Genomic DNA, 26,263 nt, shown 5'->3' with positions numbered 1-26,263 from the left:
AAGTAGGTTGTTATTTTTTTACGATAGGAATTTATAAGGAAATGAAAGAAATATGAAATGATATCATTTGATGAACTGAAATGGTTGTATTTCAGTAGAATAAGTTTGAACAAGAAAGAGGACGAGTTATATGCTAAAAGGGAAAAAAATACTTCTATGTGTAACTGGGGGGATTGCCGTTTTTAAAGCGGCAGCATTAACGAGTAAGTTGACACAAGCAGGAGCGCTTGTAAAGGTTATAATGAGTGAATCGGCGATGAAATTTGTTACACCTCTTACATTTCAAGCACTTTCTCGCCATGATGTATATACAGATACATTTGACGAAAAGGATTGTGCGGTCATCGCTCATATTGATTTAGCTGATTGGGCAGATGTGATATTAGTTGCGCCAGCTACAGCGAATTGTATCGGAAAATTAGCAAATGGGATTGCAGACGATATGATTACTACTACATTATTAGCTACTACAGCACCAGTTTGGATTGCGCCAGCTATGAATGTACACATGTATGAAAATCCAATTGTCCAAAAAAACATGATGACACTGCGAAATTTAGGATATACATTTATTGAGCCTGGAGAAGGCTTTTTAGCATGCGGCTATGTGGCGAAAGGGCGATTAGAAGAACCTGAAGTCATTATGGCACGATTGGAAGAACAGTTTTCAGCCGGAAAAACATTGCGTGGAAAAAGAATATTAATAACAGCTGGTCCTACTCGTGAAAAGATAGACCCAGTTCGTTTTATGACAAATTTTTCTTCAGGGAAGATGGGCTATGCTATAGCTGAAACTGCTGCAAATCTTGGAGGGGATGTCATACTTGTTTCGGGACCGACAGCATTAACACCGCCTATAAACGTTACAACGATACAAGTGGAATCGGCACAAGATATGTTGGAGGCCGTATTGCAACATTATTCAGAAATGGATGTTGTCATAAAAACAGCTGCTGTTGCCGATTATCGCCCTAAATTTGTGCATAATCACAAGATGAAAAAACAAGATGGTGATGCTGTCATTGAATTAGAAAGAACAACTGATATTTTAAAAACATTGGGGGAGAGAAAAGAGCATCAATTGCTTGTTGGCTTTGCTGCTGAAACGAAAAATATTGAAGAGTATGCAACGAGAAAATTACGTGAAAAGAATGCTGATCTGATTGTTGCAAATGATGTAAAAGCACAAGGGGCAGGATTTGGTACAGATACAAATATCGTAACCATGTATAGAAAAGATGGGAATGTGATTGAGTTGCCACTTTTATCGAAAAAGGAAGTCGCTTATGAAATATTGAAGCAAATTGAATCGATGTTAGAAGATGATTGTATATGAAATTTGCGAGTGTAATTGTTGATGTGCCGGCCCGTCAAACAGATAGGTCGTTTGACTATATCATTCCTAACAAGTGGGAAGATATTGTGCAAACTGGTATGCGAGTCGTTGTTCCGTTTGGACCGCGAAAGTTACAAGGATTTATTATCGACATAAAAGACTCTGTAGATGTAGAAATTAAAAAATTAAAATCATTACATGAAATATTAGACGTCACACCAGTTCTAAATGAAGAGCTACTAAAGCTTGGCTTTTGGCTTACGGAAGAGACGTTATGCTATACAATTTCTGCTTTTCAAGTGATGCTTCCAACTGCAATTAAAGCTACTTACAAGAAATTGTTACAGCTTCATAATCCGAATGAAGTTTCCGCCGAAATAGATCACTTATTTCAAGGGAAAGATAGAATAGATTGGGAAGAAGTTGCTTCGCAGCCACAGCTATATCGCATGGTGCAAAAAGAAATTACAAACGGTACAGTTGAAGTAATTTATAAAGTAAAGGATAAAGTGCAAAAGAAAAAACAAAGAGTTGTTCAGCCTGAATTACAAGAGGAAGGACTAGAAGCGGCGGCGTTTGAATTGAAAAGTAAAAAACAACAAGATATACTATATTATTTTATGGAAAATTACCACACTGTACCATTAAAAGTATTGAAAGAAGAATTGCAAATAACAGATGCTCCCATTAAATCGCTCGTAAAAAAAGGTTTATTGTCTGAAAAATATATAGAGGTATATCGTAATCCTTATGATGAAGATGATTTTGAGAAGACCAAACCATTTCCATTAACAGATGAACAAAAGCAAGTGATTACACCCATTTTGTCAGCTATTACAAATGAAACTTACAAATCATTTTTACTATATGGAGTCACAGGAAGCGGAAAAACAGAAGTGTATTTACAGTCAATCGCTGCGGTATTAGAAAAAGGAAAAGAAGCGATTGTACTTGTTCCGGAAATTGCCCTAACACCGCAAATGGTAGAGCGTTTCAAAGGGCGATTCGGTTCGCAAGTTGCGGTTCTTCATAGCGCACTTTCTGTTGGAGAAAAATATGATGAGTGGCGGAAAATTTTAAGAAAAGAAGTAAAAGTTGTAGTTGGTGCACGTTCTGCGATTTTTGCTCCATTTGAAAACTTAGGGATTATTATTATTGATGAAGAGCATGAAGCAAGTTATAAGCAAGAGGATAATCCGAGATATCATGCTAGAGATGTTGCAATTTGGAGAGGGCGATATCATTGTTGTCCAATCGTGCTTGGTAGTGCCACACCGACACTTGAATCGTTTGCTAGGGCGAAGAAAGGTGTTTACGAGCTGTTAACGATGGAGAAGCGAATGAATGAGCAAGCATTGCCTACGGTAAATATTATAGATATGCGTGAAGAACTTCGCGATGGCAATCGTTCTATGTTCTCTAGAACATTATATGAAAAAATTGCTGATCGATTAAAGAAAAAGGAACAAATGGTGCTTTTCTTAAATCGCCGCGGACATTCTACATTTGTGATGTGCCGAGATTGTGGTTATGTAGTACAATGTCCTCACTGTGATATATCACTTACGTATCATAAAATGAATTATCGTTTAAAGTGCCACTATTGTAGTTATGAGGAACAGATGCCAACAGCTTGTCCGGCATGTAATAGTTCGCATATTCGTTTTTTTGGTACAGGAACACAAAAGGTGGAAGAAGAATTAACAAAATTATTCCCAGAGGCACGAGTGATTCGAATGGATGTGGATACAACAAGTCGTAAGGGAATGCATGAAAAACTATTAAAAGCATTTGGAGAAGAAAAAGCCGATATCTTACTTGGTACACAAATGATCGCAAAAGGATTAGATTTTCCGAAAGTGACGCTTGTTGGTGTTCTAACAGCTGATACAATGCTTCATTTGCCGGATTTTAGGGCGAGCGAAAAAACGTATCAACTATTAACACAAGTTAGCGGCAGAGCCGGACGTCACGACTTGCCAGGAGAAGTGGTGATTCAAACATATACACCGGAACATTATAGTATAGAGCTGGCAAAAGGCCAAAACTATGATTTGTTTTTTGAACAGGAAATGCAAATGAGAAGAATGAGGCAATATCCACCATACTATTATGTCGCACTTGTCACTGTATCGCATCCGGAGTTATTAAAGGCAGTGCAGGTGACAGAAAAAATTGTCGGCTATTTACGGGCAAACTGTTCGCGGCAAACGATGGTCTTAGGTCCAGTTGCGTCGCCGATTCCAAGGATAAAAGATAGATATCGTTATCAATGCATGATAAAATACAAACGGGAACCAAACTTAAAGTACGTACTCAAAATGGTAAATGAACATTATCAAGCAGAAATGCAAAAGGACTTACAAATCTCAATTGATTTTAATCCAACGGTGTTAATGTAACGGAGGGAATTATGGCAGTTTTAGAAATTGTAAAGCATCCAAATGAGGTGCTAGAGACCCCATGTGAACGGGTAATAAACTTTGATAAAAAGTTAGTGATTTTATTGAAAGATATGTATGAGACAATGGTGACGGCAGATGGCGTCGGCTTAGCTGCTCCACAAGTCGGTGTAAGCTTGCAAGTAGCTGTTATTGATATTGGAGATGATACTGGGAAAATTGAACTCATCAATCCAGTTATTTTAGAAAAACGTGGTGAACAAGTAGGTCCCGAGGGCTGCCTAAGCTTTCCGGGACTTTATGGTGAAGTAGAACGAGCGGAATATATTAAAGTTCGAGCGCAAAATCGTCGCGGGAAGATATTTCTATTAGAAGCAAATGGCTTCTTAGCGCGTGCAATTCAACATGAAATCGATCATTTACATGGTGTATTATTTACATCAAAAGTAACGAGATATTATGAGGAAAATGAATTAGAAGAGAAATAAAAGGAGCGGTCTTTGCATGATAAAAGTAGTATTTATGGGGACACCGGACTTTTCTGTACCGGTGCTTCGTCGTCTTATTGAGGATGGATATGATGTAGTTGGTGTTGTAACACAGCCAGATCGTCCAGTGGGCAGAAAAAAAGTAATGACGCCAACGCCTGTTAAGGTTGAAGCGGAAAAGCACGGTATCCCAGTGTTACAACCTTTAAAAATTCGCGAACAAGATGAATATGAGAAAGTATTGGCGCTAGAGCCTGATTTAATCGTAACAGCTGCGTTCGGGCAAATTATACCAAAGGAAATTTTAGAAGCACCGAAATATGGCTGTATTAATGTACATGCATCATTACTTCCAGAGCTTCGCGGTGGTGCACCAATTCATTATGCCATTATGCAGGGAAAAGAAAAAACAGGTATTACGATTATGTACATGGTTGAAAAATTAGATGCTGGTGATATTTTAACGCAAGTAGAAGTGGAAATTGAAGAACGTGAAACAACAGGGTCATTGTTCGATAAATTGAGTGAAGCTGGAGCACACTTATTATCTAAAACAGTGCCGCTTTTAGTTCAAGGTAAATTAGAACCAATTAAACAGGACGAGGAAAAAGTTACATTTGCCTATAATATTAAGCGGGAACAAGAAAAAATTAATTGGGCGAAAACAGGTGAAGAGGTATACAATCACATTCGTGGATTAAATCCATGGCCGGTTGCATATACAACTTTAGCTGGACAAGTAGTAAAAGTATGGTGGGGAGAAAAAGTTCCTACAGCGAATGATGCCCAGCCGGGAACAATTGTAGAGATTCAAGAGGATGGTTTTATTGTAGTTACTGGAAATGAAACAGGTATTAAGATTACCGAGTTACAGCCAGCTGGTAAAAAACGTATGAGTTCTTCACAATTTTTACGCGGGGCAAAACTGGAGATTGGTATGAAGTTAGGAGAAGATGCATGAGACAAAACGTTCGTGAGTTAGCTCTTGATGGATTAATGCAAGTAGAAAAAAGCGGTGCTTACAGTAACTTGCTATTAAATCATTTGATTGAAAAAAGTACAATTCATAAAAAAGATATCGGTTTATTAACGGAGATTGTGTATGGAACGATTCAACGTCGTGACACATTAGACTATTATTTACAGCCGTTTTTAAGAAAGAAAGTGGATGCATGGGTAAGGGTATTACTTCGCTTATCTTTATATCAAATGCTTTATTTAGACCGAGTTCCAGAACGAGCTGCTATTCATGAAGCAGTTGAAATCGCAAAACGTCGCGGACATAAAGGAATTGCCGGAATGGTGAATGGGGTATTGCGCTCCATTCAACGAGAAGGTGTACCTTCTTTAGATGAGTTGAAAGATCCTGTGGAGCGTCTTGCGATTGCGATGAGTCATCCGACATGGCTTGTACAAGAATGGGTAGCTGCATATGGTTTAGAGACAGCAGAAAAGATGTGTGAAGTAAATATGTTACCACCTGTCCCAACAGCGCGAGTAAATGTTGATAAAATAACAGTAGAAGAAGCGATTGACTTATTAAATCAAGAAGGTGTTGAAGCAAAACGCGGCGATTTATCTGATGATGCAATTCAAATTGAAAAAGGAAATGTAGCTCATACAGAAGCGTTCCAAAAGGGGTTTCTTTCTATTCAAGATGAAAGTTCCATGCTTGTCGCACGAGCTGTAGAACCAAGTAAAGGAGATATGATTCTTGATAGCTGTGCTGCTCCTGGCGGAAAAACAACGCATATGGCAGAACGATTACGAGGAACTGGTAAGGTTATGTCTCTTGATTTACATGATCATAAAGTGCGCTTAATTAAACAACAAGCGAATCGACTTGGTCTGGAGAATGTGGAAACAAAGGCATTGGATGCTAGAAAGGTGCAAGAGCACTTTCAAAATGAAAGTTTCGATAAAATATTAGTTGATGCACCATGCTCTGGATTTGGTGTCATTCGACGTAAACCGGATATTAAATTAGGGAAAGAAAAAGGAGATAGTGAAAGACTGTCGACAATTCAACAAACGATATTAGATAAAGTTGCTCCTCTGTTAAAGACAGGCGGCCGCCTTGTCTATAGTACATGTACAATTGAAAAAATAGAGAATGAACAAGTGGTAGCAAATTTTTTACAAAAGCATCCAGAATTTGAGTGGGATACTACGATGCAAGAACGTATGCCAGAAAAATTACGTCCATATATCAATAAAGGACAAGTGCAAATTTTACCGCATTATTTTGCGACGGATGGCTTTTATATTGCTTGTTTAAGAAAGAAGGTGTAGCATCATGGAAACAACTACAAGAAAACAAAAGAAAGCTTTAGAAACAAAGAAACCATCTATTTACTCTTTACAACTTCATGAAATGCAAGAGTGGTTAAAGGAACAAGGAGAGCCAAAGTTTCGCGCTGGACAAATTTTTGATTGGCTTTACAAAAAACGTGTAAAAAATTATGAGGATATGACAAATCTTTCTAAAGGATTGCGTGAAAAATTGTCGAATTCCTTTGATATTACTACCTTAAATACATTAGTAAAACAAACCTCTTCTGATGGTACGATTAAATTTTTGTTCCAATTATACGATGGATATTCTATTGAAACAGTATTGATGCGACATGAGTATGGAAATTCTATTTGTGTAACAACTCAGGTAGGTTGCCGCATTGGCTGTACGTTCTGTGCGTCAACATTAGGAGGCCTAAAACGAAACCTAGAGGCTGGGGAAATCGTTGCACAAGTAGTAGAAGTACAGCGTGCGCTTGATGAAACAAATGAACGCGTAAGCTCCCTTGTCGTAATGGGAATTGGTGAACCGTTTGACAACTATGACCACTTAATGTCATTCTTGCGCATTGTTAACCATGAAAAGGGAATCAATATTGGAGCACGTCATATGACTGTTTCAACGAGTGGAATTATCCCGAAAATTTATAAGTTTGCCGAAGAAGATTTGCAAATTAACTTTGCGATTTCATTGCACGCTCCTAACACAGAATTGCGTTCAAAATTAATGCCGATTAACCGCGCTTATAAATTACCGGATTTAATGGAAGCTATTAAGTACTATATCAATAGAACAGGGCGCCGTGTTACGTTCGAGTACGGTTTGTTTGGTGGAGAGAACGATCAAGTGGAGCACGCTGAAGAGCTGGCACAACTTTTAAAAGGTGTAAAATGTCATGTGAATTTAATTCCGGTAAACTATGTACCAGAGCGAGACTACGTCAGAACACCACGAGAACAAATTTTCTTATTTGAAAAAACGTTAAAAAATCGTGGTGTGAATGTAACGATTCGCCGTGAACAAGGTCATGATATTGATGCTGCCTGCGGTCAGTTGCGTGCAAAGGAGCGCAAAGAAGAGACGAGGTGACAAAATGAAAGCCGTGTTTCTATCGGATAAAGGGAAGGTGCGTCAACACAATGAAGATAGTGCGGGGGTTTTTCACAATTTAGATGGAGATATTTTAGCTGTAGTAGCTGATGGAATGGGAGGTCATCGAGCTGGGGATGTCGCTAGCTCGATGGCTATTCAGCTATTCCACGATTATTGGAAACAAACATATAATATGAATGAGCCGAAAAAAATAGAAGAATGGTTACATAACAACGTTGAAATGATTAACGAACGCATTTATGAATACTCGAAGCAACATGTAGAGTGCAGCGGTATGGGAACAACGATTATTGCAGCGATATGTACAAAAGGTTTCGTTACGATTGGACATATTGGAGATAGTCGTTGTTATATGATATCTGATGGAGAAATGTCGCTTGTGACAGAGGATCATTCCCTTGTAAATGAACTGGTTAGACATGGTGAAATTTCAAAAGAAGATGCGGAATATCATCCGAAAAAAAATGTGCTTTTGCGTGCGCTTGGAACAGAAGAAAAGGTCGGATTAGACGTTAAAACATTGGTGCTGGAAGAGAACGATCAATTGCTTCTTTGCTCTGATGGATTATCAAATAAAGTTGCCATAAATGACATGCAAAGGATTTTGCAATTAAATGAACAACTTGAGACAAAGGGAGAACATCTGATTCAATTGGCGAATGATCGTGGCGGAGAAGATAACATTACCCTTGTCATTGTTGATTATGCGGATTCGGCAAACGAAAGTAGGTGAATTACAACGTGCTGATTGGAAAACGCCTAAACGACCGTTATAAGCTACTGGAAATGATTGGTGGCGGAGGAATGGCCAATGTATATTTAGCTCATGATGATATACTAGGTCGGGATGTAGCGGTAAAAATCTTAAGACTCGATTATGCGAATAATGAAGAGTTTATTAAACGTTTCCATAGAGAAGCGCAATCTGTTACAACGTTGTCGCATCCAAATATTGTGAATATGTATGATGTTGGGGAAGAAGATGGGATTTATTATCTTGTTATGGAATATGTACCTGGACAAACATTAAAGCAATACATAAATCAGCGTGGAATGTTATCGATAGCTGAAGCACTTGATATTATGGAGCAATTAACAGCTGCAATGGCACATGCGCATCATTTTGAAATTGTTCATCGAGATATTAAACCACATAATATTCTTATTCGAAATGATGGAATTGTGAAAGTTACAGATTTTGGAATTGCGACAGCTACAAGTGCAACCACGATAACGCATACGAACTCTGTACTTGGATCTGTACATTATTTGTCTCCAGAACAGGCACGCGGAGGAATAGCTAATAAACAATCGGATATTTATTCACTTGGGATTGTTATGTTTGAATTGCTAACGGGCCGACAACCATTTTCAGGAGAATCTGCTGTTGCTATAGCTTTAAAACATTTACAAAATGAAACACCGTCTCCAAAACGTTGGAATCCAGAGATTCCGCAAAGTGTAGAAAATATTATTTTAAAAGCAACTGCAAAAGATCCTTTTCATCGATATCAGTCTGCAAATGCAATGAAAAGAGACATTGAAACAGCTTTATATCCAGAACGCATTAACGAGCAACCGTTTTATATTCCAGAAGATATAGAAGCAACAAAAGCAATTCCAATTATTCAACAAGAACAACTATTTGGAAATGCAGGCGAGGAAACTATTGTATTACATGGAAATAAAGGAGAAGAGCACACAAAAGAAGAAGTGCAACCAAAGTTAGAAAAAAAACGAAGTAACAAATGGTTAAAGGTATTAATTACAACGTTTTTATTCTTAGCAATTGGTATCACGTTAGCACTTACGGTAATTCCGGGATTTTTTATACCGAAAGATGTGAAAATTCCCGATGTGGCTGGTATGAAGTATGAGTCTGCTGTTACGGCTCTTGTTGAGAAAGGATTTGAAGTGGCTGAACCGAATATTGTTTATACAGATGATGTTGAAGAAGGAAGAGTCATTAAAACAAATCCAGCAGCGGGAAGAGTTGTAAAGGAAAACACTAAGATTACGATCTATCAATCCGGTGGAAAGAAAAAAAGCAAAATGGATAATTTAGTTGGAAAAGATTATGAAAGTTTGAAGGATGAATGGGAAGGGAAATATAAAATAATTATTCCATCTTATATGGAAAGCGAGAAACCAAAAGGACAGATTATAGACCAAAGTCCAGCTCCAAATCAAATGATTGTGGAATCGGAACAAGAAGTGAAAGTTTGGGTGAGTAAAGGACCTTATCAAATTAGGCTTGGTGATTTTTCTGGTTGGACGGAAAACTATGTGAATAGTTATTTAAATGAAAATAAACTTGTATCGCATATAAAAAGAGAATATTCGGATACAGTGGAGAAAGGTCTCGTAATTTCTCAATCACCAAAACCAGGAACACCGTTAAAAGCTGGAGATAAAGTATTTGTGACGATTTCAGATGGTCCGAAACCAAAAGTAACGAAGACTGTAAAAGTAGATAATATTTCACTGCCATATGAAGCTCCTGTAATAGGTGAGAAAAAGCCACAAATAATCGAAATTTATAAAGAAGATATGCAGCATAAAATGGACAAGCCGATTGAAACGCGAACGATCACAGAATCGGCCACTATTTCTTTAGAATTTGTCATTCAAGAAGGAACGAAAGGACGTTATAAGATTGTTCGAGATGGCACAACAATTATAGATAAAGAAGTGCCGTATCCAACTGAATAACACGAAATTTCTTTTTGTGAATTCCATCTCCTAGTATAGAAGGAGATGGAATTCGTTACACTTTCCTGTTAAGCCTGTTTATATGGTAGACAGTATAACGAGAAAGGTGTTACCCTTTAAGATGGAAAATAATAAAATGAGAGTAAATTGAGTAGTGGTTATTCGTATATACATTACATATCGACTATGATAAAAGAGGGTCATTATGGTGAACTAGACAGTAGTGATAAAAGCTTGATGCTATATAAATAAAGGAGAATTGTATGCCAGAGGGAAAAATTATTAAGGCTTTAAGCGGTTTTTATTATGTGCAACATGAAGAAGGCATTACACAATGCCGGGGTCGTGGTGTATTCAGAAAGAATAAAATCACACCGCTTGTAGGAGATCAAGTAGTTTTTCAAGCAGAGAATCAAAACGAAGGTTACGTTCTGGAAGTATTTGAACGGAAAAATGAACTTGTTAGACCTCCTATCGCGAATGTTGATCAAGCGATTCTTGTGTTTTCTGCGGTTGAACCAGATTTCAATCCAGGTCTGCTTGATCGTTTTCTAGTATTGATTGAATATCATAACATTAAGCCGATCATTTGTATTAGTAAAATGGATTTAGTAGATGAGCCAATGAGAAAAATGGTTGAATCTTATGCAAATGATTACCGCGAAATGGGATATGCTGTATTATTTACTTCTGTTCATGCAGCAGAGAGTATTGAAATCTTAAAACCATTTCTTGAAGAATGTGTTTCAGTTGTTGCGGGACAATCTGGCGTTGGGAAATCATCTATGTTAAATGTATTGAGACCAGATTTGGAGCTGAAAACAAATGATATTTCTTCGCATTTAGGTCGGGGGAAACATACGACGAGGCATGTAGAATTAATTTCGATTGGAAGTGGACTGGTAGCAGATACACCGGGATTTAGTTCTCTTGATTTTATCGATATTGAAATGGAAGACTTGACATTTTGTTTTCCAGAGTTGAAAGAAGAGAGTCAATATTGTAAATTTAGAGGGTGTATACATCTTTCAGAACCGAAATGCGCGGTGAAAGCTGCGGTTGAGGAAGGAAGGATTGCTGATTACCGTTATGAACATTATAAACAATTTGTAGAAGAAATTAGAGAAAGAAAGCCGAGGTATTAGTCATGATTAAAATTGCACCATCGATTTTATCAGCAGATTTTTCAAAATTAGGGGAAGAAATTAAAGATGTAGAAAAAGGGGGAGCGGATTATATTCATGTTGATGTAATGGATGGACATTTTGTTCCAAATATTACGATTGGTCCGCTAATTGTAGAGGCAATTCGTCCGATTACATCTTTACCGCTAGATGTACACTTAATGATTGAAAACCCAGATCATTATATTCCTACTTTTGCAAAAGCGGGAGCAGATATTATTACTGTTCACGTAGAAGCATGTCCACATCTACATCGCACGATTCAGTTAATTAAATCGCATGGTATTAAAGCTGGGGTTGTTTTAAATCCACATACACCAGTTTCTATCATTGAACATGTATTGGAAGATATTGATATGGTATTGCTTATGACAGTAAATCCAGGTTTTGGTGGACAGAAGTTTATCCATTCTGTTTTACCAAAAATTAAACAAGTATCAGAAATGATAAAGGAGCGTAATTTACAAGTAGAAATTGAAGTTGATGGTGGTGTAAATGCAGAAACCGCAAGACTTTGTATCGAAGCGGGTGCAAATGCGCTTGTAGCTGGTTCAGCAGTATATAATCAAAAAGACCGCGGCGAAGCAATTCGAGTGATTCGCGGATAAGAAATACGTATTAGAAATGTATAAAGACCTGTTAGAACGGGATCACACAAAAAAGCAATCTACCGACTGGCAGATTGCTTTTTTTGATAGAAGGGGACGAAAAAATGATTATTCATATTTTAGCAGGAGGACCTGAAGAACATTGTGCGGATTTTTCTTTATATGAAAATGACGAGGTAGTGTGGGCAGCAGTTGACCGTGGGGTGTATCGCTTATTAAAACGAGGAATTGTTCCGGCTGTTGCGTTTGGTGATTATGATTCGGTGACCGATGATGAGTTGGCTTGGATGCAAAAACAGACAGATGATTTACATATTGTTCCGAAGGAAAAAGATCAAACGGATTTAGAAATTGCTATTCGGTGGGCTTTAAATCAAAATCCGAAGTTCATTCGCATTTTTGGTGCTACTGGCGGGAGACTTGATCATGGTTTAGCTAATATACAAATGCTTTTGAAAGGTTTAGAAAAAGAAATAGATATGTATATTGTGGATCGAAAAAATGAAATATGTGTAAAGAGTGTAGGAGCATATGATATTGAAGAAAATAAACAGTTTCCATATGTTTCTTTTGTACCAGTTACAAAGATTGTAAAAGGGATTACACTTCACGGTTTTAAATATCCTTTAACAAATAGAACCATTGAATGGGGATCGACGCTTTGCATTAGTAATGAACTTGCCAATGAAAAAGGTACTTTTTCATTTACTTCTGGCATATTAATGATGATAAGAAGCACTGATTAAAGAAACAAATTTGCTCCTAGCATCATATAGTAAACAAGTGGAGTAATGGGGATTAGGAGGGAAACCATGAGATTTTATACAATTAAGTTACCTAAATTTCTTGGTGGAATTGTTCGCGCGGTGTTAAATACCTTTAAAAAGGACTAAAAAAGCACCTTTTACCGGTGCTTTTTTCATGGTAATAATAAAAAAAAGAGCCAAGTGGCTCTTTTTTTATTATTAAACACGTTCGATTTTGCCAGATTTTAATGCTCTAGCAGAAACGTAAACACGTTGAACTTTACCGTTGATGCGTACGCGAACTTTTTGAAGGTTAGCGCCCCATTTACGTTTTGTAGCGTTCATTGCGTGAGAACGAGAGTTACCAGAACGAGCTTTTCTTCCAGTGATAGCACAAACACGAGCCATGTATATTTCCCTCCTTAACTACCTTACCATACGTAATTTTTCAATGTTAGTCTTTTATGCGATGCTAAAAACACTACTATAATTTAACACAACTAAAAACAGAATGCAACCGTGTATAACAAAGAAATCAAGAAAAATTACTTGACACTAAATACCAGTAGGAAAAAGAAGGGAACAAGAAAAATCTCTTGACATATTATAGTAGTACATGTTGTATAATAACAATGGACTATTTTGCTCATCATAGAAAAGCACGATATGCTGAAATTATGAGAGTGAACAGAAAGAACGATGGAATTTTCTTTGAAAAGATTATATGATAGTAATTAAAGTAGTCTAGCTCACTTTCACCATTTATGAAGGGGGAAAAGAGATGTCAATTGAAATTAAAACGAAGTACGGTCAAATTGATATTAGTACAGATGTAATTGCAACAATTGCTGGAGGTGCCGCAGTAGATTGCTACGGCATCGTAGGTATGGCTTCAAAAAATCAATTGAAAGATGGATTAACAGATATTTTACGAAAAGAAAACTTTACTCGAGGCGTTATTGTTCGTAAAGAAGATGATGAAGTACATATTGATATGTATATTATTGTGAGCTATGGTACAAAAATTTCAGAAGTAGCACATAACGTCCAAACGAAAGTAAAATATACATTAGATCAAACAGTAGGACTAGCCGTAGATTCTGTAAACATCTACGTACAAGGAGTTAAAGTAATAAACTTGTAATGTGCATTAAGGAGGAAAATCTGTGTCAATTCAAATAATTGATGGAAAACGTTTATCTCAAATGATTATTCAAGGAGCGAATAATTTAACTAACAATGTTAAGCTTGTTGACGCATTGAACGTTTTTCCAGTTCCAGATGGCGATACTGGTACAAATATGAATTTATCAATGACTTCAGGGGCTCGTGAAGTTAAGGCAAATCCTTCACAGCATGCAGGTAAAGTCGGTGTAAGTTTAGCAAAAGGATTATTAATGGGAGCGCGCGGTAATTCAGGTGTTATTTTATCTCAATTATTCCGTGGTTTTTCTAAATCCATTGAGCAAAAAGAAACATTAACAACAGTTGATTTTGCGGCAGCTTTAGAAACTGGTGTAGAAACAGCATATAAAGCAGTTATGAAACCGATTGAAGGAACGATTTTAACAGTTGCAAGAGAAACGGCTAAATATGCAGTCACAGTTGCGAAAAAACAGCGTGACTTTGTTTTGTTTATGGAGGACGTTGTAAAAGAAGCGAATGCATCGTTAAATCGTACGCCAGATTTATTACCTGTATTAAAACAAGTTGGCGTTGTAGATAGCGGTGGTAAAGGTCTTGTTGTTGTATATGAAGGCTTTTTGGCAGAATTAAAAGGAGAAACAATTGCTTCTGATGAGCCAACGCAGCCACCTATGAATGAAATGGTACGTGCAGAACATCACCGTAGTGTACAAAGCCAATTGAATACAGAAGATATTAAGTATGGTTATTGTACGGAGTTTATGGTGAAATTAGATGCAGAGAAGGCTAAGGAACATAATTTCTCTGAACAAAAATTCCGTGAAGATATTAGTGTATATGGAGATTCGTTATTAGTTGTATCAGATGATGAAATCGTAAAAGTACATATTCATGTAGAACATCCTGGTGATGCAATGAACTATGGACAACGCTACGGTAGTTTAATTAATATTAAAGTAGAAAATATGCGTGAACAGCATACTGCGTTATTAGATGAACCGGCACCGGCACATGAAAAAGTGAGCGCAACAAAGGAAAAACAACCATATGGTATTGTAACTGTAGCGATGGGATCAGGTATTAAAACATTATTTGAAAGCATTGGTGCAACTCAAGTAATCGAAGGTGGCCAAACGATGAATCCTAGCACAGAGGATATCGTAAAGGCAATTGAAGAAGCAAATGCTGAGAAAATCATTATTTTACCGAACAATGGCAATATTGTGATGGCAGCAGAACAAGCGGCTTCTGTTGTGGATCAAGAAGTTCTTGTTGTTCGCTCAAAAACAGTTCCTCAAGGAATGGCTGCAATGCTAGCATTTAATCCAGCTTGTACTTTAGAGGAAAATGAAGAGAACATGAAGGAAGCATTATCTCATGTGAAAACAGGTCAAATTACGTATGCAGTTCGCGATACAGAAATTGACGGTGTAGCGATTCAAAAAGATGACTTCATGTGTATTGCAGATGGGAAAATTGTATCTACTAATCCTCAAAAAGTAGGGGCAGCGAAGCAATTGTTAGAAAGTATGATTGATGAAGACTCTGAAATCGTAACGATCTTGCAAGGTGAAGATACAACAGCAGAAGAAGTTGCAGAAGTCGTTGCATTTGTAGAAGAGAAATTTGAAGATGTAGAGGTTGAGGTACATCAAGGAAATCAACCTGTATATTCTTTCATAGTTTCTGTAGAGTAAGATTTGCTAATGAACAAGAATGAATGATATGTAAAGTATCTATCGTTCTTATTCAAAAGGCTAGTATATGATGAATGAAGAAGAGCCTTGCTGGTATAGTAGGGCTCTTTTTCGTTCGATTCTGTAAGAGTGGTTTCTTTTGGAATGCCTATGATACAATAGAAAGTGTGGAAGCGAGCGATTGCAACGTAAAATAAATTTGGATACTTGCAATCTTAATGCGAAAAATTGACAAGGGTAAGCAGAATGAACGAAGAAAATGATGTGACGGAGTGTGGAGATTTTGAATGAAGTTGTGCAAGTTCCTGTTACGGATGTAAAAGGAATCGGGACAGAAACATCTGAGCTATTACATGAGATGGGAATTTATACAGTCGCGCATCTATTAGAGCATTTTCCATACCGCTATGAAGATTATGCAATGAAAGATTTAGCGGATGTAAAGCATGAAGAGCGTGTGACCGTTGAAGGGAAAATTCATAGTGCTCCTATCCTACAATACTATGGGAAGAAAAAATCTCGACTGACTGTTCGCGTGCTCGTTGGTCGTTATTTAATTACTGCTGTATGTTTTAATAGGCCTTATTATAAGCAAAAACTAAAGCTTGATGAAGTAGTTACCATTACTGGTAAATGGGATCAGCATCGTCAAACGATTTCTGTGTCCGAATTACACTTCGGGCCATTTGTACGGAAGCAAGAAATAGAGCCGGTATATTCGGTAAAAGGAAAATTAACGGTGAAGCAAATGAGACGCTTTATCGCACAAGCTTTGAAAGAATATGGAAATGCTATAGTTGAGTTGTTACCAAATGGCTTACTTGGCCGATATAAGTTATTACCGCGTTATGAAGCACTTCGAGCGCTTCATTTTCCGGTTAATCAAGAAGATTTAAAACAAGCTCGTCGGCGGTTTGTATATGAGGAATTTTTCTTGTTTCAGTTGAAAATGCAAGCTCTTCGCAAAATAGAAAGAGAAAATTCACAAGGAACGAAGAAAGATGTTTCAGTGGAAGAATTAAAAGAATTTATTGATGCGCTTCCATTTCCTCTTACAGGGGCGCAGCAGCGTGTTATTGCTGAAATTTTAAAAGACATGCGATCTCCGTATCGTATGAATCGCTTATTACAAGGTGACGTTGGGTCAGGGAAGACAGTTGTTGCTGCGATTGCTTTATATGCTGCTAAACTTGCTCATTATCAAGGCGCTTTAATGGTTCCTACTGAAATCTTAGCTGAACAACATTTTCAGTCATTGACAGAAATTTTCTCGCATTTTCATTTGAATGTGGAATTATTAACAAGTTCAGTGAAAGGGGCGCGTCGCCGAGAAATTTTAGCAAAATTAGAACAAGGTGAAATTGATATTCTTGTTGGGACACATGCTTTAATTCAAGATGAGGTTATTTTCCATAAACTCGGATTGGTTATTACGGATGAACAACATCGGTTTGGAGTAGCGCAGCGTCGCGTATTGCGCGAAAAAGGAGAAAGTCCGGATGTTTTGTTTATGACGGCGACTCCTATTCCTCGAACATTAGCGATAACTGCTTTTGGAGAGATGGACGTTTCGATTATTGATGAAATGCCAGCTGGTCGTAAAGTGATTGAAACATATTGGACAAAGCATGATATGTTAGATCGCGTCTTAAATTTTGTTGCGAAAGAAGTAAAAAAAGGAAGACAAGCATATGTGATTTGTCCGCTAATTGAAGAGTCTGAGAAACTTGATGTGCAAAATGCAATTGATTTGCATAGTATGTTAACGCATCATTATCAAGGGGAATTTCAGGTTGAGTTAATGCATGGACGTTTATCTGCTCAAGAAAAAGAAGAAGTGATGGAACAATTTAGTGAAAATAAAGTACAAATCCTTGTTTCAACGACAGTAGTTGAAGTTGGTGTGAACGTACCGAATGCAACAGTTATGGTCATTTATGATGCCGAGCGTTTCGGGTTATCGCAGCTTCATCAGTTACGAGGGCGCGTTGGACGCGGAAGTGAACAATCTTACTGTTTGCTAATTGCAGATCCGAAATCAGAAACAGGACAAGAACGGATGCGCATTATGACTGAAACAAATGATGGATTTGTATTGTCAGAAAAGGACTTAGAATTACGTGGGCCTGGAGATTTTTTTGGAAGTAAGCAAAGTGGTCTACCAGAGTTTAAGGTGGCTGACATAGTACATGATTATCGGGCGTTAGAAACAGCAAGGCAGGATGCTGCGCTCCTTGTAGAATCGGAAGCGTTTTGGCATAACGAGCAGTATGTAGCATTACGCATGTATTTAGAAGAAACAGGTGTTTTTCAAGGTGAAAAGCTCGATTAAGAGAGAATGTGAAAGTTTTTGTTGCATTCTACTTTTAATGATTATATACTACTGTTAGTACCTAGTCATAAAAAATGGATGGTGCGGTATGAAAAAAAGAAGAAGTAAAAAAGAAAGACAAGCGTTATTACAACAAACAATAGAAACCAATCCGTTTATAACGGACGAAGATTTAGCGGAACGATTTCAAGTTAGTATACAGACTGTTCGTCTTGATCGTATGGAGTTATCCATTCCAGAGTTAAGAGAAAGAATTAAGCATGTAGCTACAAAAAATCATGAAGAGAATGTGAAATCATTACCGCTTGAAGAAATTGTTGGAGAAATTATTGATATAGAATTAGATAGACATGCAATTTCTATTTTTGAAGTGAAACTAGAACATGTTTTTCAAAGAAATCAAATTGCCCGTGGGCACCATTTGTTTGCTCAAGCAAACTCACTAGCTGTTGCGGTTATTGATGAAGATCTAGCTTTAACTGCAAAGTCTACCATTCGATATATTCGTCCTGTAAAATTAGGAGAGCGTGTTGTTGCGAAAGCGCGCGTTGAGGATGTTGAGAATGATAAAGGACGGACGATTGTCAAAGTGCGGAGCTTTGTTGGAGAAGAATTAGTTTTTACAGGCACTTTTGAAATGTATCGATCTAGTAATTATAGTGAGGAAGGTAACAGTTTATGAAAATCGCAATAGATGCAATGGGCGGCGATCATGCTCCAAAGGCTGTAGTATTAGGAGCAATGAAAGCTATTAAAGAATATTCAGATTTACATATTACATTAGTCGGAAAAGAAGAGGAAATTCGTCAATATTTAACGAACGAAGAGCGAATTACTATCCTTCATACAGATGAAAAAATTGAAGCGATAGATGAACCGGTAAGAGCAGTTCGTCGCAAAAAGCAAGCTTCAATGGTGCTAGCAGCGCAGCAAGTAAAAGAAGGAAAAGCAGATGCTTGTATATCAGCTGGTAGTACAGGAGCTTTAATGGCAGCTGGCTTGTTTGTTGTCGGCCGAATGGAAGGGATTGAACGACCTGCTTTGTCACCTACTATGCCAACTGTTGGTGGAGAAGGCTTTGTTATGTTAGATGTTGGAGCAAATGTTGATGCAAAGCCGATTCATTTATATCAATATGCATTAATGGGTTCTGTATATGCAGAAAAAGTAAGAGGAATTAAAAATCCACGTGTTGGACTATTAAATGTTGGTACAGAAGATGGGAAAGGGAATGATCTTTCGAAACAAGTATTTTCGATGTTAAAAGATGCTCCAATTCACTTTGTTGGGAACGTTGAATCAAGAGATTTATTGCAAGGTGTAGCGGATGTTGTTGTATGTGACGGTTTCACAGGAAATGTGGCACTAAAGTCATTAGAGGGAACCGCACTTGCATTATTCTCTATGTTAAAAGAGCAATTGATGAGTTCATTTACAAGTAAATTAGCAGCAGCAGTATTGAAACCGAAATTGATGACGTTAAAAGATAAAATGGATTATTCGGAGTATGGTGGAGCAGCGCTATTTGGATTAAAAGCGCCTGTCATCAAGGCTCACGGTTCTTCTAATGACCAATCTATATTTAGTGCGATTCGTCAAACGAGAGAGATGGTAGCGAAAGAAGTTATTCCTACAATTTCAAGTGTAATGGAGAAAGAGCCACTCCGATAAGAGGAGGATTTGAAATGGGAAAACTAGCATTTCTTTTTCCAGGCCAAGGTTCACAGGCAGTAGGAATGGGAAAACAGTTAGCTGAAAATAACAAAAAAGTAGCAGAAGTATTTCAAAAAGCGGATCAAGTTTTAAATGAGCCTCTTTCACAAGTGATTTTTGAAGGGCCTCAGGAGAAACTAACATTAACGACAAATGCACAGCCGGCATTACTCACAACGAGTTTTGCAATTTTAACAGCCTTAAATGAATACGATATTACCCCTGATTATGTAGCAGGACATAGTTTAGGTGAATATAGTGCGCTTGTTGCAGTTGAAGCATTAACATTTGAAGATGCTGTTTATGCTGTGAGAAAACGTGGCGAATATATGGAAGAAGCTGTTCCGGGTGGAGAAGGCGCGATGGCAGCCATATTAGGTGCTGATCCGAATATGCTGAAACAAGTTACAGAAGAAGTGACAAACGAGGGGCATGCGGTGCAAATTGCCAATATGAACAGTGTAAAGCAAATTGTAATTTCTGGGACAAAACAAGGGGTAGAGCTTGCTTCTCAAAAGGCAAAAGAAAAAGGAGCGAAGCGAGCGATCCCCCTTCGAGTAAGCGGGCCGTTTCATTCTTCTCTTATGAAGCCGGCAGCTGAAAAATTTAAAAGTGTGTTAAATGAAATTGCAATTCAAGATACAAAGATCCCCGTTATTGCAAATGTTACAGCAGACTGTATGACAAACAGGGAAGAGATTCAAGAAAAGCTGATTGAACAACTTTATTCACCTGTGTTATGGTACCCATCCATGGAATACATGATTGAGCAAGGTGTAGATACATTTATTGAGATTGGACCTGGAAAAGTACTTGCTGGTCTTATGAAAGCAATTGATTCATCTGTGAAAGTATATACAGTCTATGATGAAGAAACATTAAAAGATACCATTTCAAGTTTGAGAGGAGAAAACGGATGTTAAAAGAGAAAGTAGCACTTGTTACAGGTGCATCGCGTGGAATCGGTCGTGCAATTGCAATCGATTTAGCAAAACAAGGGGCGAAGGTAATTGTAAACTATGCCGGAAATGAGCAAAAAGCGAATGAAGTTGTAGATGAAATCAAGAAAATAGGATCATTTGCAATTGCGGTAAAAGCAGATGTTGCGATTGCAGATGATGTTACAAATATGGTAAAACAGGCAGTAGATACGTTTGGACAAATCGATATTCTTGTGAATAATGCTGGAGTAACAAGAGATAATTTGTTAATGCGTATGAAAGAAGAAGAATGGGATACAGTTATTAATACAAACCTAAAAGGTGTATTCCTATGTACAAAAGCTGTATCTCGCTACATGATGCGCCAACGTTATGGACGCATTATTAATATTGCATCTGTTGTAGGCGTGACTGGAAACCCAGGACAAGCAAACTATGTAGCTGCAAAGGCTGGAGTAATCGGTCTGACGAAGACATCAGCTAAGGAGTTAGCAAGCCGAAATATTACAGTAAATGCAATTGCTCCTGGATTTATTACGACTGATATGACAGATGTATTAGATGAAAAGGTAAAAGAAGAAATGTTAAGATTAATTCCTGCTGCTCAGTTTGGTGAAGCGCAAGATATTGCGAATGCTGTAACATTTTTCGCCACTGATCAAAGCAAATACATTACAGGACAAACCCTACATGTTGATGGCGGTATGGTAATGTAAGAAAAGAAATAAGGAAAGAATCGATTTTACCTAGTTTTTTTTGATAATATTTAATATAATACTTGAGGGGAGGTGAATGGAATGGCAGATGTTTTAGAGCGTGTAACAAAAATCATCGTTGATCGTTTAGGTGTAGAAGAAACTGAGGTAGTACCAGCTGCGAGCTTTAAAGAAGATTTAGGCGCAGACTCCCTAGATGTAGTAGAACTTGTAATGCAATTAGAAGATGAGTTTGAAATGGAAATTTCTGATGAAGATGCTGAAAAGATTGCTACTGTTGGCGATGCTGTGACTTACATAGAGAGTCATCTATAATGTTTGAGTGAAGTCCCGTTTTTTGGCGGGGCTTTCTCGGCTTATATCTGGAGGGACCTATGCCGTACCGTAAATATAGAGAAAAAAAATATGAAGCAAAATATCGTGAAGCTTTTAGAGCGTTTCAACAAAAATTAGGTATTACATTTACAAATGAAAAATTATTAATTCAAGCATTTACGCATTCATCGTATGTGAATGAGCATCGAAAAAAGCCACATGAAGATAATGAACGCCTTGAGTTTCTTGGCGATGCTGTATTAGAGTTAACTGTATCACAGTATCTGTTTCAAAAATATCCGACAATGAGTGAAGGGGAGTTAACAAAGCTGCGTGCAGCTATTGTTTGTGAGCCATCTCTTGTGCGTTTTGCCAATGAACTATCATTCGGTAGCCTCGTCTTATTAGGAAAAGGAGAAGAAATGACAGGCGGACGTGAACGACCAGCTTTATTAGCGGATGTCTTTGAAGCGTTTATTGGTGCCCTTTATCTTGATCAAGGATTAGATACAGTTTGGGGATTTTTAAAAGAAATTGTATATCCGAAAATTAACGAAGGTGCTTTTTCTCATGTGATGGATTATAAGAGTCAATTGCAGGAATTGATTCAACGTGATGGTAGCGGCAATATAGAGTACCAAATCTTACAAGAAAAAGGACCTGCTCATAATCGAGAGTTCGTGTCTCGCGTTACATTAAATAGTGTAGCCCTTGGTCTTGGAAGTGGCAAATCGAAAAAAGAAGCAGAACAACAAGCTGCTGCAGAAGCGTTGAGAAAATTAAAAGAACAATCATAAGGAATCCCCCTCATGTAAAGGGGGATTCCTTATGCATAGAGTGAAACTTTCTTTTTTATGTTAAGTGAATAGGAAAGTCTGTGCATAAAATAAGTTTATTTGATTAAATATTGTGTAACAACAGAGAACAGGAGGAAGGCCTTTCGTGTTTTTAAAAAAATTAGAAATAGCTGGATTTAAATCCTTCGCGGAACGTGTTGCTGTAGATTTCGTTCCGGGTGTAACATCGGTTGTTGGTCCGAATGGAAGCGGAAAAAGTAATATTACGGATGCAATTCGCTGGGTACTTGGTGAGCAATCTGCCAAATCATTGCGCGGTGCAAAAATGGAGGATATTATTTTTGCTGGTAGTGATACGAGAAGAGCAGTGAATGTAGCAGAAGTAACATTAACTTTAAATAATGAAGATCAGCGCTTACCGATTGAGTATAATGAAGTATGTGTAACACGCCGTGTTTCCCGTTCAGGCGACAGCGATTTTTTCATTAATAAACAGCCTTGTAGGTTGAAAGATATTATTGATTTGTTTATGGACTCTGGTATGGGCCGAGAGGCATTTTCAATCATTAGCCAAGGGAAAGTAGAAGAAATTTTAAGTAGTAAATCAGAAGAACGTCGCGGTGTTTTTGAAGAAGCAGCAGGTGTACTAAAGTATAAGTTACGTAAAAAGAAAGCAGAAGGAAAATTAGCGGAAACGCAAGATAATTTAAATCGAGTTCAAGATATCATTCATGAATTAAGCAATCAAATAGAGCCACTTGAAAGACAAGCTTCCGTTGCAAAAGATTATTTAGAGAAAAAGGAAGAGTTAGAAAAAGTTGAAGTAGCTCTTATTGTGTATGAAATTGAAGAATTATATAAAAAATGGGAAGCACTTCGTCAACAATTTGGACATAATAAAGCTGAAGAAGTGAAGGTAGCAAGTCACTTGCAAAAAAATGAGACGGAACTTAAAGAGTTACGCGGACAATTACAAGCTATTGATGAATCTATCAATTCCTTGCAAGAAGTTCTTCTCCTTTCTAGTAAAGAATTAGAAAAGCTAGAGGGACAACGGGAATTGCTGAAGGAAAGAAAACAAAATGCAACAACACATTGCGTGCAATTAGAACAGTTAATCATTGAATTAAATGAAAAAGTGCATGGTTATGAAGGTGAAATTGAAGCAAGTACTGAAGAATTAATGAATTTTGCCAAACAAGTGAAAGAATTGGAACAGAAGTTACAAGAAAACGAAAAACTTCTTTCAACATATGAGGAGAATTTAGAGGAACAGATTGAGAATTTAAAAGGTGATTACATTGAACTTTTAAATAAGCAAGCAAGTTATCGTAATGAGCTTGCTATGATCGAAGAGCAATTTAAGCAACAAATCTCTAAAAATCAGCGCCTTGATGAAGAAAATGAAAAATATGTTCAAATGCGTATGCAAATTACAGCAAAAAAGGCGAAAATTGTAGAAAATTATGAGCAAGTAAAAGCGAAAGTCGCTCAAATTGTTCAGGATATACATAAGACAGAAGCTGCACTAGGGAAATGTAAATCGCAATATAGTGAAAATGAATCAAAGTTATATCAAGCCTATCAATTTGTTCAGCAAGCACGTTCAAGAAAAGAAATGCTAGAAGAAATGCAAGAGGGTTATTCTGGTTTCTATCAAGGTGTGCGTGAAGTATTAAAAGCTCGTGACAATACACTTCAAGGGATTGAAGGTGCGGTAGCAGAGCTTCTTACAGTACCGAAGGAGTATGAAGTGGCACTGGAGATTGCACTTGGTGCCGCAATGCAGCATATTGTTGTTCAAACAGAAGAGCATGCTCGTAAGGCAATTACCTTTTTAAAACAAAATAGACACGGGCGTGCGACATTTTTACCTCAAGCAGTCATTAAGAGAAGAGCTTTATCAGTTGATCAGTTGCGTATAATCAATCAACATCCTGCTTTTGTTGGTGTTGCAGCAGAGCTTGTGCAGTACGATCATAAATACGAAAATATCGTTTCAAATTTATTAGGTACAGTTGTTGTTGCAAAAGACTTACGGGGAGCAAACGAATTGGCGAAACAATTGCAATATCGCTACCGTATTGTAACGATTGAAGGCGATGTTGTGAACCCGGGCGGTTCTATGACTGGTGGCGCCGTGAAGCAAGCGAAATCCTCTTTATTAGGACGTCAGCGTGAATTAGAAGAGTGGAATGAGAAACTTGCTGACATGGAAGAAAAAACAATTAAATTAGAAAACTTTGTGAAAGCATTGAAGCAAGAAATTCAAGAGAAAGAAGAAAAAGTGAAAGAATTGCGTCAAACCATAGAAGCTGAACGTGTCATCGAACAGAAATTAAAAGAAGAAGCGAATCAACTTGCGTTAGAAGAGCATCGAATTAATGACCGCTTATCAATCTATGATTTAGAGATTGAAGGCTTTATGCAAGATCAAGTGAAAATGCAAGGACGCAAGGAGGAGCTAGAAGAGATTTTAGCGAACCTTCAGAAAGAGATTCACACACTAGATACAGAAATTATAACTTTAACAAAACAGAAAAGTGAACAGCACTCTTCGAAAGAAAAGGTGCAGGGAGAAATCACTGAGTTAAAAGTACAAGCTGCTGAAAAACAACAGCGCCTATCTAACCAAAAGGAAAAAGTGGAACGCTTAACAAAAGAGAAAGATGAAGCGGAGCGTACCCTTGTTAAAACGAAAGAAGATTTATCGTTCTTAAAGCAAGAAATGACATCAAATTCGAGCGGTGAAGAACAAATTGCAAGTATGATTGAAAAGAAAACATACGATCGAAACCAGACAACAGAATTAATACGTTCGCGACGTGAACAAAGAGTGGAATTTCAAACGCGAGTAGAGCGATTGGAACGCGATGTGAAAGATGCGCAGGGCAAACATAAATATATTTTGGAAATGATAAGAGAGCAAGAAGTTAAGATTAACCGACTCGATGTAGAATTAGAGAATAGATTGCAGCATTTGCGTGAAACATATACGATTTCATTTGAGGCAGCAAAATTAAAATATACAATGACAATGCCTGCGGAAGAAGCTCGTAAAAAAGTCAAATTAATTAAGTTATCAATAGAAGAGCTTGGAACTGTAAACTTAGGTGCCATTGATGAATATGAGCGTGTAGCAGAGCGTCATACATTCTTATTAGAACAGCGAGATGACCTAGAAGAAGCGAAAGAGACATTACACCAAGTGATTACAGAGATGGATGAAGAGATGAAAAAACGTTTTTCTACTACATTCCAATCTATTCGCACGGAATTTCAAGCTGTATTCCGTGAATTGTTTGGTGGAGGAAGAGCAGATTTAGTGATGACCAATCCACAAGATTTATTAAATACAGGGATTGACATTGTTGCGCAGCCTCCAGGTAAGAAATTGCAAAATTTAGGGCTGTTATCGGGCGGAGAACGTGCGCTAACTGCTATTGCCTTGCTTTTTGGTATTTTAAAGGTACGTCCAGTTCCTTTCTGCGTATTAGATGAGGTGGAAGCGGCTCTTGATGAAGCAAATGTGGCTCGTTTCGCACAGTATTTGAAAAAATTTAGCGATGAAACGCAGTTTATTGTCATTACGCACCGAAAAGGTACAATGGAAGAGTCAGATGTTTTATATGGTGTAACGATGCAAGAATCAGGTGTATCGAAGCTTGTTTCTGTTCGTTTAGATGATGGAGAAAAACTTGCAGCAAGTAAATAGAAAGGA

Annotated in this window: 23 protein-coding genes; 22 read left to right on the top strand and 1 reads right to left on the bottom strand. The window is 37.5% G+C overall.

Going from position 1 to position 26,263, the window contains the following annotated elements; all coding sequences use genetic code 11:
• The first annotated feature begins 130 nt into the window (after nucleotides 1-130).
• From coaBC to spoVM, 12 genes are all read left to right on the top strand, one after another.
• Nucleotides 131-1,336, top strand: coding sequence for a bifunctional phosphopantothenoylcysteine decarboxylase/phosphopantothenate--cysteine ligase CoaBC (coaBC, locus tag MR056_RS00360; RefSeq protein ID WP_087099017.1), 1,206 nt, complete (start codon nucleotides 131-133; stop codon nucleotides 1,334-1,336).
• Complete coding sequence (gene priA / locus MR056_RS00355) at nucleotides 1,333-3,738, top strand: primosomal protein N' (protein WP_087099015.1); 2,406 nt, start codon at nucleotides 1,333-1,335, stop codon at nucleotides 3,736-3,738. The genes coaBC and priA overlap by 4 nt, the downstream gene beginning before the upstream one ends.
• A gap of 11 nt (nucleotides 3,739-3,749) precedes the next feature.
• Nucleotides 3,750-4,226, top strand: a complete 477-nt coding sequence (def, locus tag MR056_RS00350; RefSeq protein ID WP_087099013.1) for a peptide deformylase — start codon at nucleotides 3,750-3,752, stop codon at nucleotides 4,224-4,226.
• A 16-nt stretch (nucleotides 4,227-4,242) separates the two neighbouring features.
• Nucleotides 4,243-5,187 carry a methionyl-tRNA formyltransferase gene (fmt, locus tag MR056_RS00345; protein ID WP_012094961.1) on the top strand — a complete coding sequence of 315 codons (945 nt, stop codon included), beginning with the start codon at nucleotides 4,243-4,245 and terminating at the stop codon, nucleotides 5,185-5,187.
• Nucleotides 5,184-6,518 (top strand): 16S rRNA (cytosine(967)-C(5))-methyltransferase RsmB, encoded by a 1,335-nt coding sequence (gene rsmB, locus MR056_RS00340; protein ID WP_012094960.1) that lies wholly within the window; start codon nucleotides 5,184-5,186, stop codon nucleotides 6,516-6,518. The genes fmt and rsmB overlap by 4 nt, the downstream gene beginning before the upstream one ends.
• Nucleotides 6,519-6,522: 4 nt before the next feature.
• Complete coding sequence (gene rlmN, locus MR056_RS00335) at nucleotides 6,523-7,611, top strand: dual-specificity RNA methyltransferase RlmN (RefSeq protein ID WP_012094959.1); 1,089 nt, start codon at nucleotides 6,523-6,525, stop codon at nucleotides 7,609-7,611.
• 4 nt (nucleotides 7,612-7,615) lie between these two features.
• A complete protein-coding gene (locus tag MR056_RS00330) occupies nucleotides 7,616-8,368 on the top strand; it encodes a Stp1/IreP family PP2C-type Ser/Thr phosphatase (RefSeq protein ID WP_012094958.1) in 753 nt (250 codons plus the stop codon).
• A gap of 8 nt (nucleotides 8,369-8,376) precedes the next feature.
• The gene (pknB, locus tag MR056_RS00325) at nucleotides 8,377-10,347 is read left to right on the top strand and encodes a Stk1 family PASTA domain-containing Ser/Thr kinase (protein WP_087099011.1); all 1,971 of its coding nucleotides are present in this window, start codon (nucleotides 8,377-8,379) and stop codon (nucleotides 10,345-10,347) included.
• Nucleotides 10,348-10,610: 263 nt separating this feature from the next.
• Nucleotides 10,611-11,492: a ribosome small subunit-dependent GTPase A gene (rsgA, locus tag MR056_RS00320; RefSeq protein ID WP_087099009.1), complete on the top strand. Its 882-nt coding sequence runs from the start codon at nucleotides 10,611-10,613 to the stop codon at nucleotides 11,490-11,492.
• A gap of 2 nt (nucleotides 11,493-11,494) precedes the next feature.
• A complete protein-coding gene (gene rpe, locus MR056_RS00315) occupies nucleotides 11,495-12,139 on the top strand; it encodes a ribulose-phosphate 3-epimerase (protein ID WP_087099007.1) in 645 nt (214 codons plus the stop codon).
• 104 nt (nucleotides 12,140-12,243) lie between these two features.
• The gene (locus MR056_RS00310; protein ID WP_087099005.1) at nucleotides 12,244-12,885 is read left to right on the top strand and encodes a thiamine diphosphokinase; all 642 of its coding nucleotides are present in this window, start codon (nucleotides 12,244-12,246) and stop codon (nucleotides 12,883-12,885) included.
• A gap of 66 nt (nucleotides 12,886-12,951) precedes the next feature.
• Nucleotides 12,952-13,032: a stage V sporulation protein SpoVM gene (gene spoVM, locus MR056_RS00305; protein ID WP_001213600.1), complete on the top strand. Its 81-nt coding sequence runs from the start codon at nucleotides 12,952-12,954 to the stop codon at nucleotides 13,030-13,032.
• A 72-nt stretch (nucleotides 13,033-13,104) separates the two neighbouring features.
• On the opposite strand, the gene rpmB is transcribed toward spoVM, so the two are convergent.
• Nucleotides 13,105-13,293 carry a 50S ribosomal protein L28 gene (gene rpmB / locus MR056_RS00300; RefSeq protein ID WP_012094952.1) on the bottom strand — a complete coding sequence of 63 codons (189 nt, stop codon included), beginning with the start codon at nucleotides 13,291-13,293 and terminating at the stop codon, nucleotides 13,105-13,107.
• Between the two features lie 373 nt (nucleotides 13,294-13,666).
• Between rpmB and MR056_RS00295 the strand changes: the two genes are divergently transcribed.
• From MR056_RS00295 to smc, 10 genes are all read left to right on the top strand, one after another.
• Entirely contained in the window at nucleotides 13,667-14,029 is a 363-nt protein-coding gene (locus tag MR056_RS00295) for an Asp23/Gls24 family envelope stress response protein (protein WP_012094951.1), read from the top strand.
• Between the two features lie 22 nt (nucleotides 14,030-14,051).
• Nucleotides 14,052-15,728: a DAK2 domain-containing protein gene (locus MR056_RS00290; RefSeq protein ID WP_087099003.1), complete on the top strand. Its 1,677-nt coding sequence runs from the start codon at nucleotides 14,052-14,054 to the stop codon at nucleotides 15,726-15,728.
• A gap of 283 nt (nucleotides 15,729-16,011) precedes the next feature.
• Nucleotides 16,012-18,060: an ATP-dependent DNA helicase RecG gene (gene recG / locus MR056_RS00285; RefSeq protein WP_087099001.1), complete on the top strand. Its 2,049-nt coding sequence runs from the start codon at nucleotides 16,012-16,014 to the stop codon at nucleotides 18,058-18,060.
• Between the two features lie 88 nt (nucleotides 18,061-18,148).
• Nucleotides 18,149-18,742: a transcription factor FapR gene (gene fapR / locus MR056_RS00280; protein WP_012094948.1), complete on the top strand. Its 594-nt coding sequence runs from the start codon at nucleotides 18,149-18,151 to the stop codon at nucleotides 18,740-18,742.
• Nucleotides 18,739-19,731, top strand: a complete 993-nt coding sequence (gene plsX / locus MR056_RS00275; RefSeq protein ID WP_087099000.1) for a phosphate acyltransferase PlsX — start codon at nucleotides 18,739-18,741, stop codon at nucleotides 19,729-19,731. The genes fapR and plsX overlap by 4 nt, the downstream gene beginning before the upstream one ends.
• 14 nt (nucleotides 19,732-19,745) lie before the next feature.
• Nucleotides 19,746-20,696 (top strand): ACP S-malonyltransferase, encoded by a 951-nt coding sequence (gene fabD / locus MR056_RS00270; protein WP_048721972.1) that lies wholly within the window; start codon nucleotides 19,746-19,748, stop codon nucleotides 20,694-20,696.
• Entirely contained in the window at nucleotides 20,690-21,430 is a 741-nt protein-coding gene (gene fabG, locus MR056_RS00265; protein ID WP_048721978.1) for a 3-oxoacyl-[acyl-carrier-protein] reductase, read from the top strand. Before fabD ends, fabG begins: the two co-directional genes overlap by 7 nt.
• 81 nt (nucleotides 21,431-21,511) lie before the next feature.
• On the top strand, nucleotides 21,512-21,745 hold the full coding sequence (acpP, locus tag MR056_RS00260; RefSeq protein WP_000786062.1) for an acyl carrier protein: 234 nt from the start codon (nucleotides 21,512-21,514) through the stop codon (nucleotides 21,743-21,745).
• Between the two features lie 59 nt (nucleotides 21,746-21,804).
• Nucleotides 21,805-22,542: a ribonuclease III gene (rncS, locus tag MR056_RS00255; protein ID WP_012094944.1), complete on the top strand. Its 738-nt coding sequence runs from the start codon at nucleotides 21,805-21,807 to the stop codon at nucleotides 22,540-22,542.
• A gap of 145 nt (nucleotides 22,543-22,687) precedes the next feature.
• Nucleotides 22,688-26,257, top strand: a complete 3,570-nt coding sequence (smc, locus tag MR056_RS00250) for a chromosome segregation protein SMC (RefSeq protein ID WP_242136510.1) — start codon at nucleotides 22,688-22,690, stop codon at nucleotides 26,255-26,257.
• Nucleotides 26,258-26,263 lie beyond the last annotated feature (6 nt).

This window comes from Bacillus cereus group sp. BfR-BA-01360 (genome assembly GCF_022663595.1).
In the GTDB taxonomy this organism is placed as follows: domain Bacteria; phylum Bacillota; class Bacilli; order Bacillales; family Bacillaceae_G; genus Bacillus_A; species Bacillus_A cytotoxicus.
This window is presented reverse-complemented; position numbering and strand designations above follow the sequence as displayed.

Coding starts and splice junctions, on each gene's coding strand:
- def (WP_087099013.1), top strand. CDS start 3,750: ATGGCAGTTTTAGAAATTGTAAAGCATCCAAATGAGGTGCTAGAGACC.
- coaBC (WP_087099017.1), top strand. CDS start 131: ATGCTAAAAGGGAAAAAAATACTTCTATGTGTAACTGGGGGGATTGCC.
- MR056_RS00330 (WP_012094958.1), top strand. CDS start 7,616: ATGAAAGCCGTGTTTCTATCGGATAAAGGGAAGGTGCGTCAACACAAT.
- spoVM (WP_001213600.1), top strand. CDS start 12,952: ATGAGATTTTATACAATTAAGTTACCTAAATTTCTTGGTGGAATTGTT.
- MR056_RS00310 (WP_087099005.1), top strand. CDS start 12,244: ATGATTATTCATATTTTAGCAGGAGGACCTGAAGAACATTGTGCGGAT.
- fmt (WP_012094961.1), top strand. CDS start 4,243: ATGATAAAAGTAGTATTTATGGGGACACCGGACTTTTCTGTACCGGTG.
- plsX (WP_087099000.1), top strand. CDS start 18,739: ATGAAAATCGCAATAGATGCAATGGGCGGCGATCATGCTCCAAAGGCT.
- fabG (WP_048721978.1), top strand. CDS start 20,690: ATGTTAAAAGAGAAAGTAGCACTTGTTACAGGTGCATCGCGTGGAATC.
- acpP (WP_000786062.1), top strand. CDS start 21,512: ATGGCAGATGTTTTAGAGCGTGTAACAAAAATCATCGTTGATCGTTTA.
- rncS (WP_012094944.1), top strand. CDS start 21,805: ATGCCGTACCGTAAATATAGAGAAAAAAAATATGAAGCAAAATATCGT.
- rsgA (WP_087099009.1), top strand. CDS start 10,611: ATGCCAGAGGGAAAAATTATTAAGGCTTTAAGCGGTTTTTATTATGTG.
- rlmN (WP_012094959.1), top strand. CDS start 6,523: ATGGAAACAACTACAAGAAAACAAAAGAAAGCTTTAGAAACAAAGAAA.
- rsmB (WP_012094960.1), top strand. CDS start 5,184: ATGAGACAAAACGTTCGTGAGTTAGCTCTTGATGGATTAATGCAAGTA.
- priA (WP_087099015.1), top strand. CDS start 1,333: ATGAAATTTGCGAGTGTAATTGTTGATGTGCCGGCCCGTCAAACAGAT.
- rpmB (WP_012094952.1), bottom strand. CDS start 13,293: ATGGCTCGTGTTTGTGCTATCACTGGAAGAAAAGCTCGTTCTGGTAAC.
- fapR (WP_012094948.1), top strand. CDS start 18,149: ATGAAAAAAAGAAGAAGTAAAAAAGAAAGACAAGCGTTATTACAACAA.
- fabD (WP_048721972.1), top strand. CDS start 19,746: ATGGGAAAACTAGCATTTCTTTTTCCAGGCCAAGGTTCACAGGCAGTA.
- rpe (WP_087099007.1), top strand. CDS start 11,495: ATGATTAAAATTGCACCATCGATTTTATCAGCAGATTTTTCAAAATTA.
- MR056_RS00295 (WP_012094951.1), top strand. CDS start 13,667: ATGTCAATTGAAATTAAAACGAAGTACGGTCAAATTGATATTAGTACA.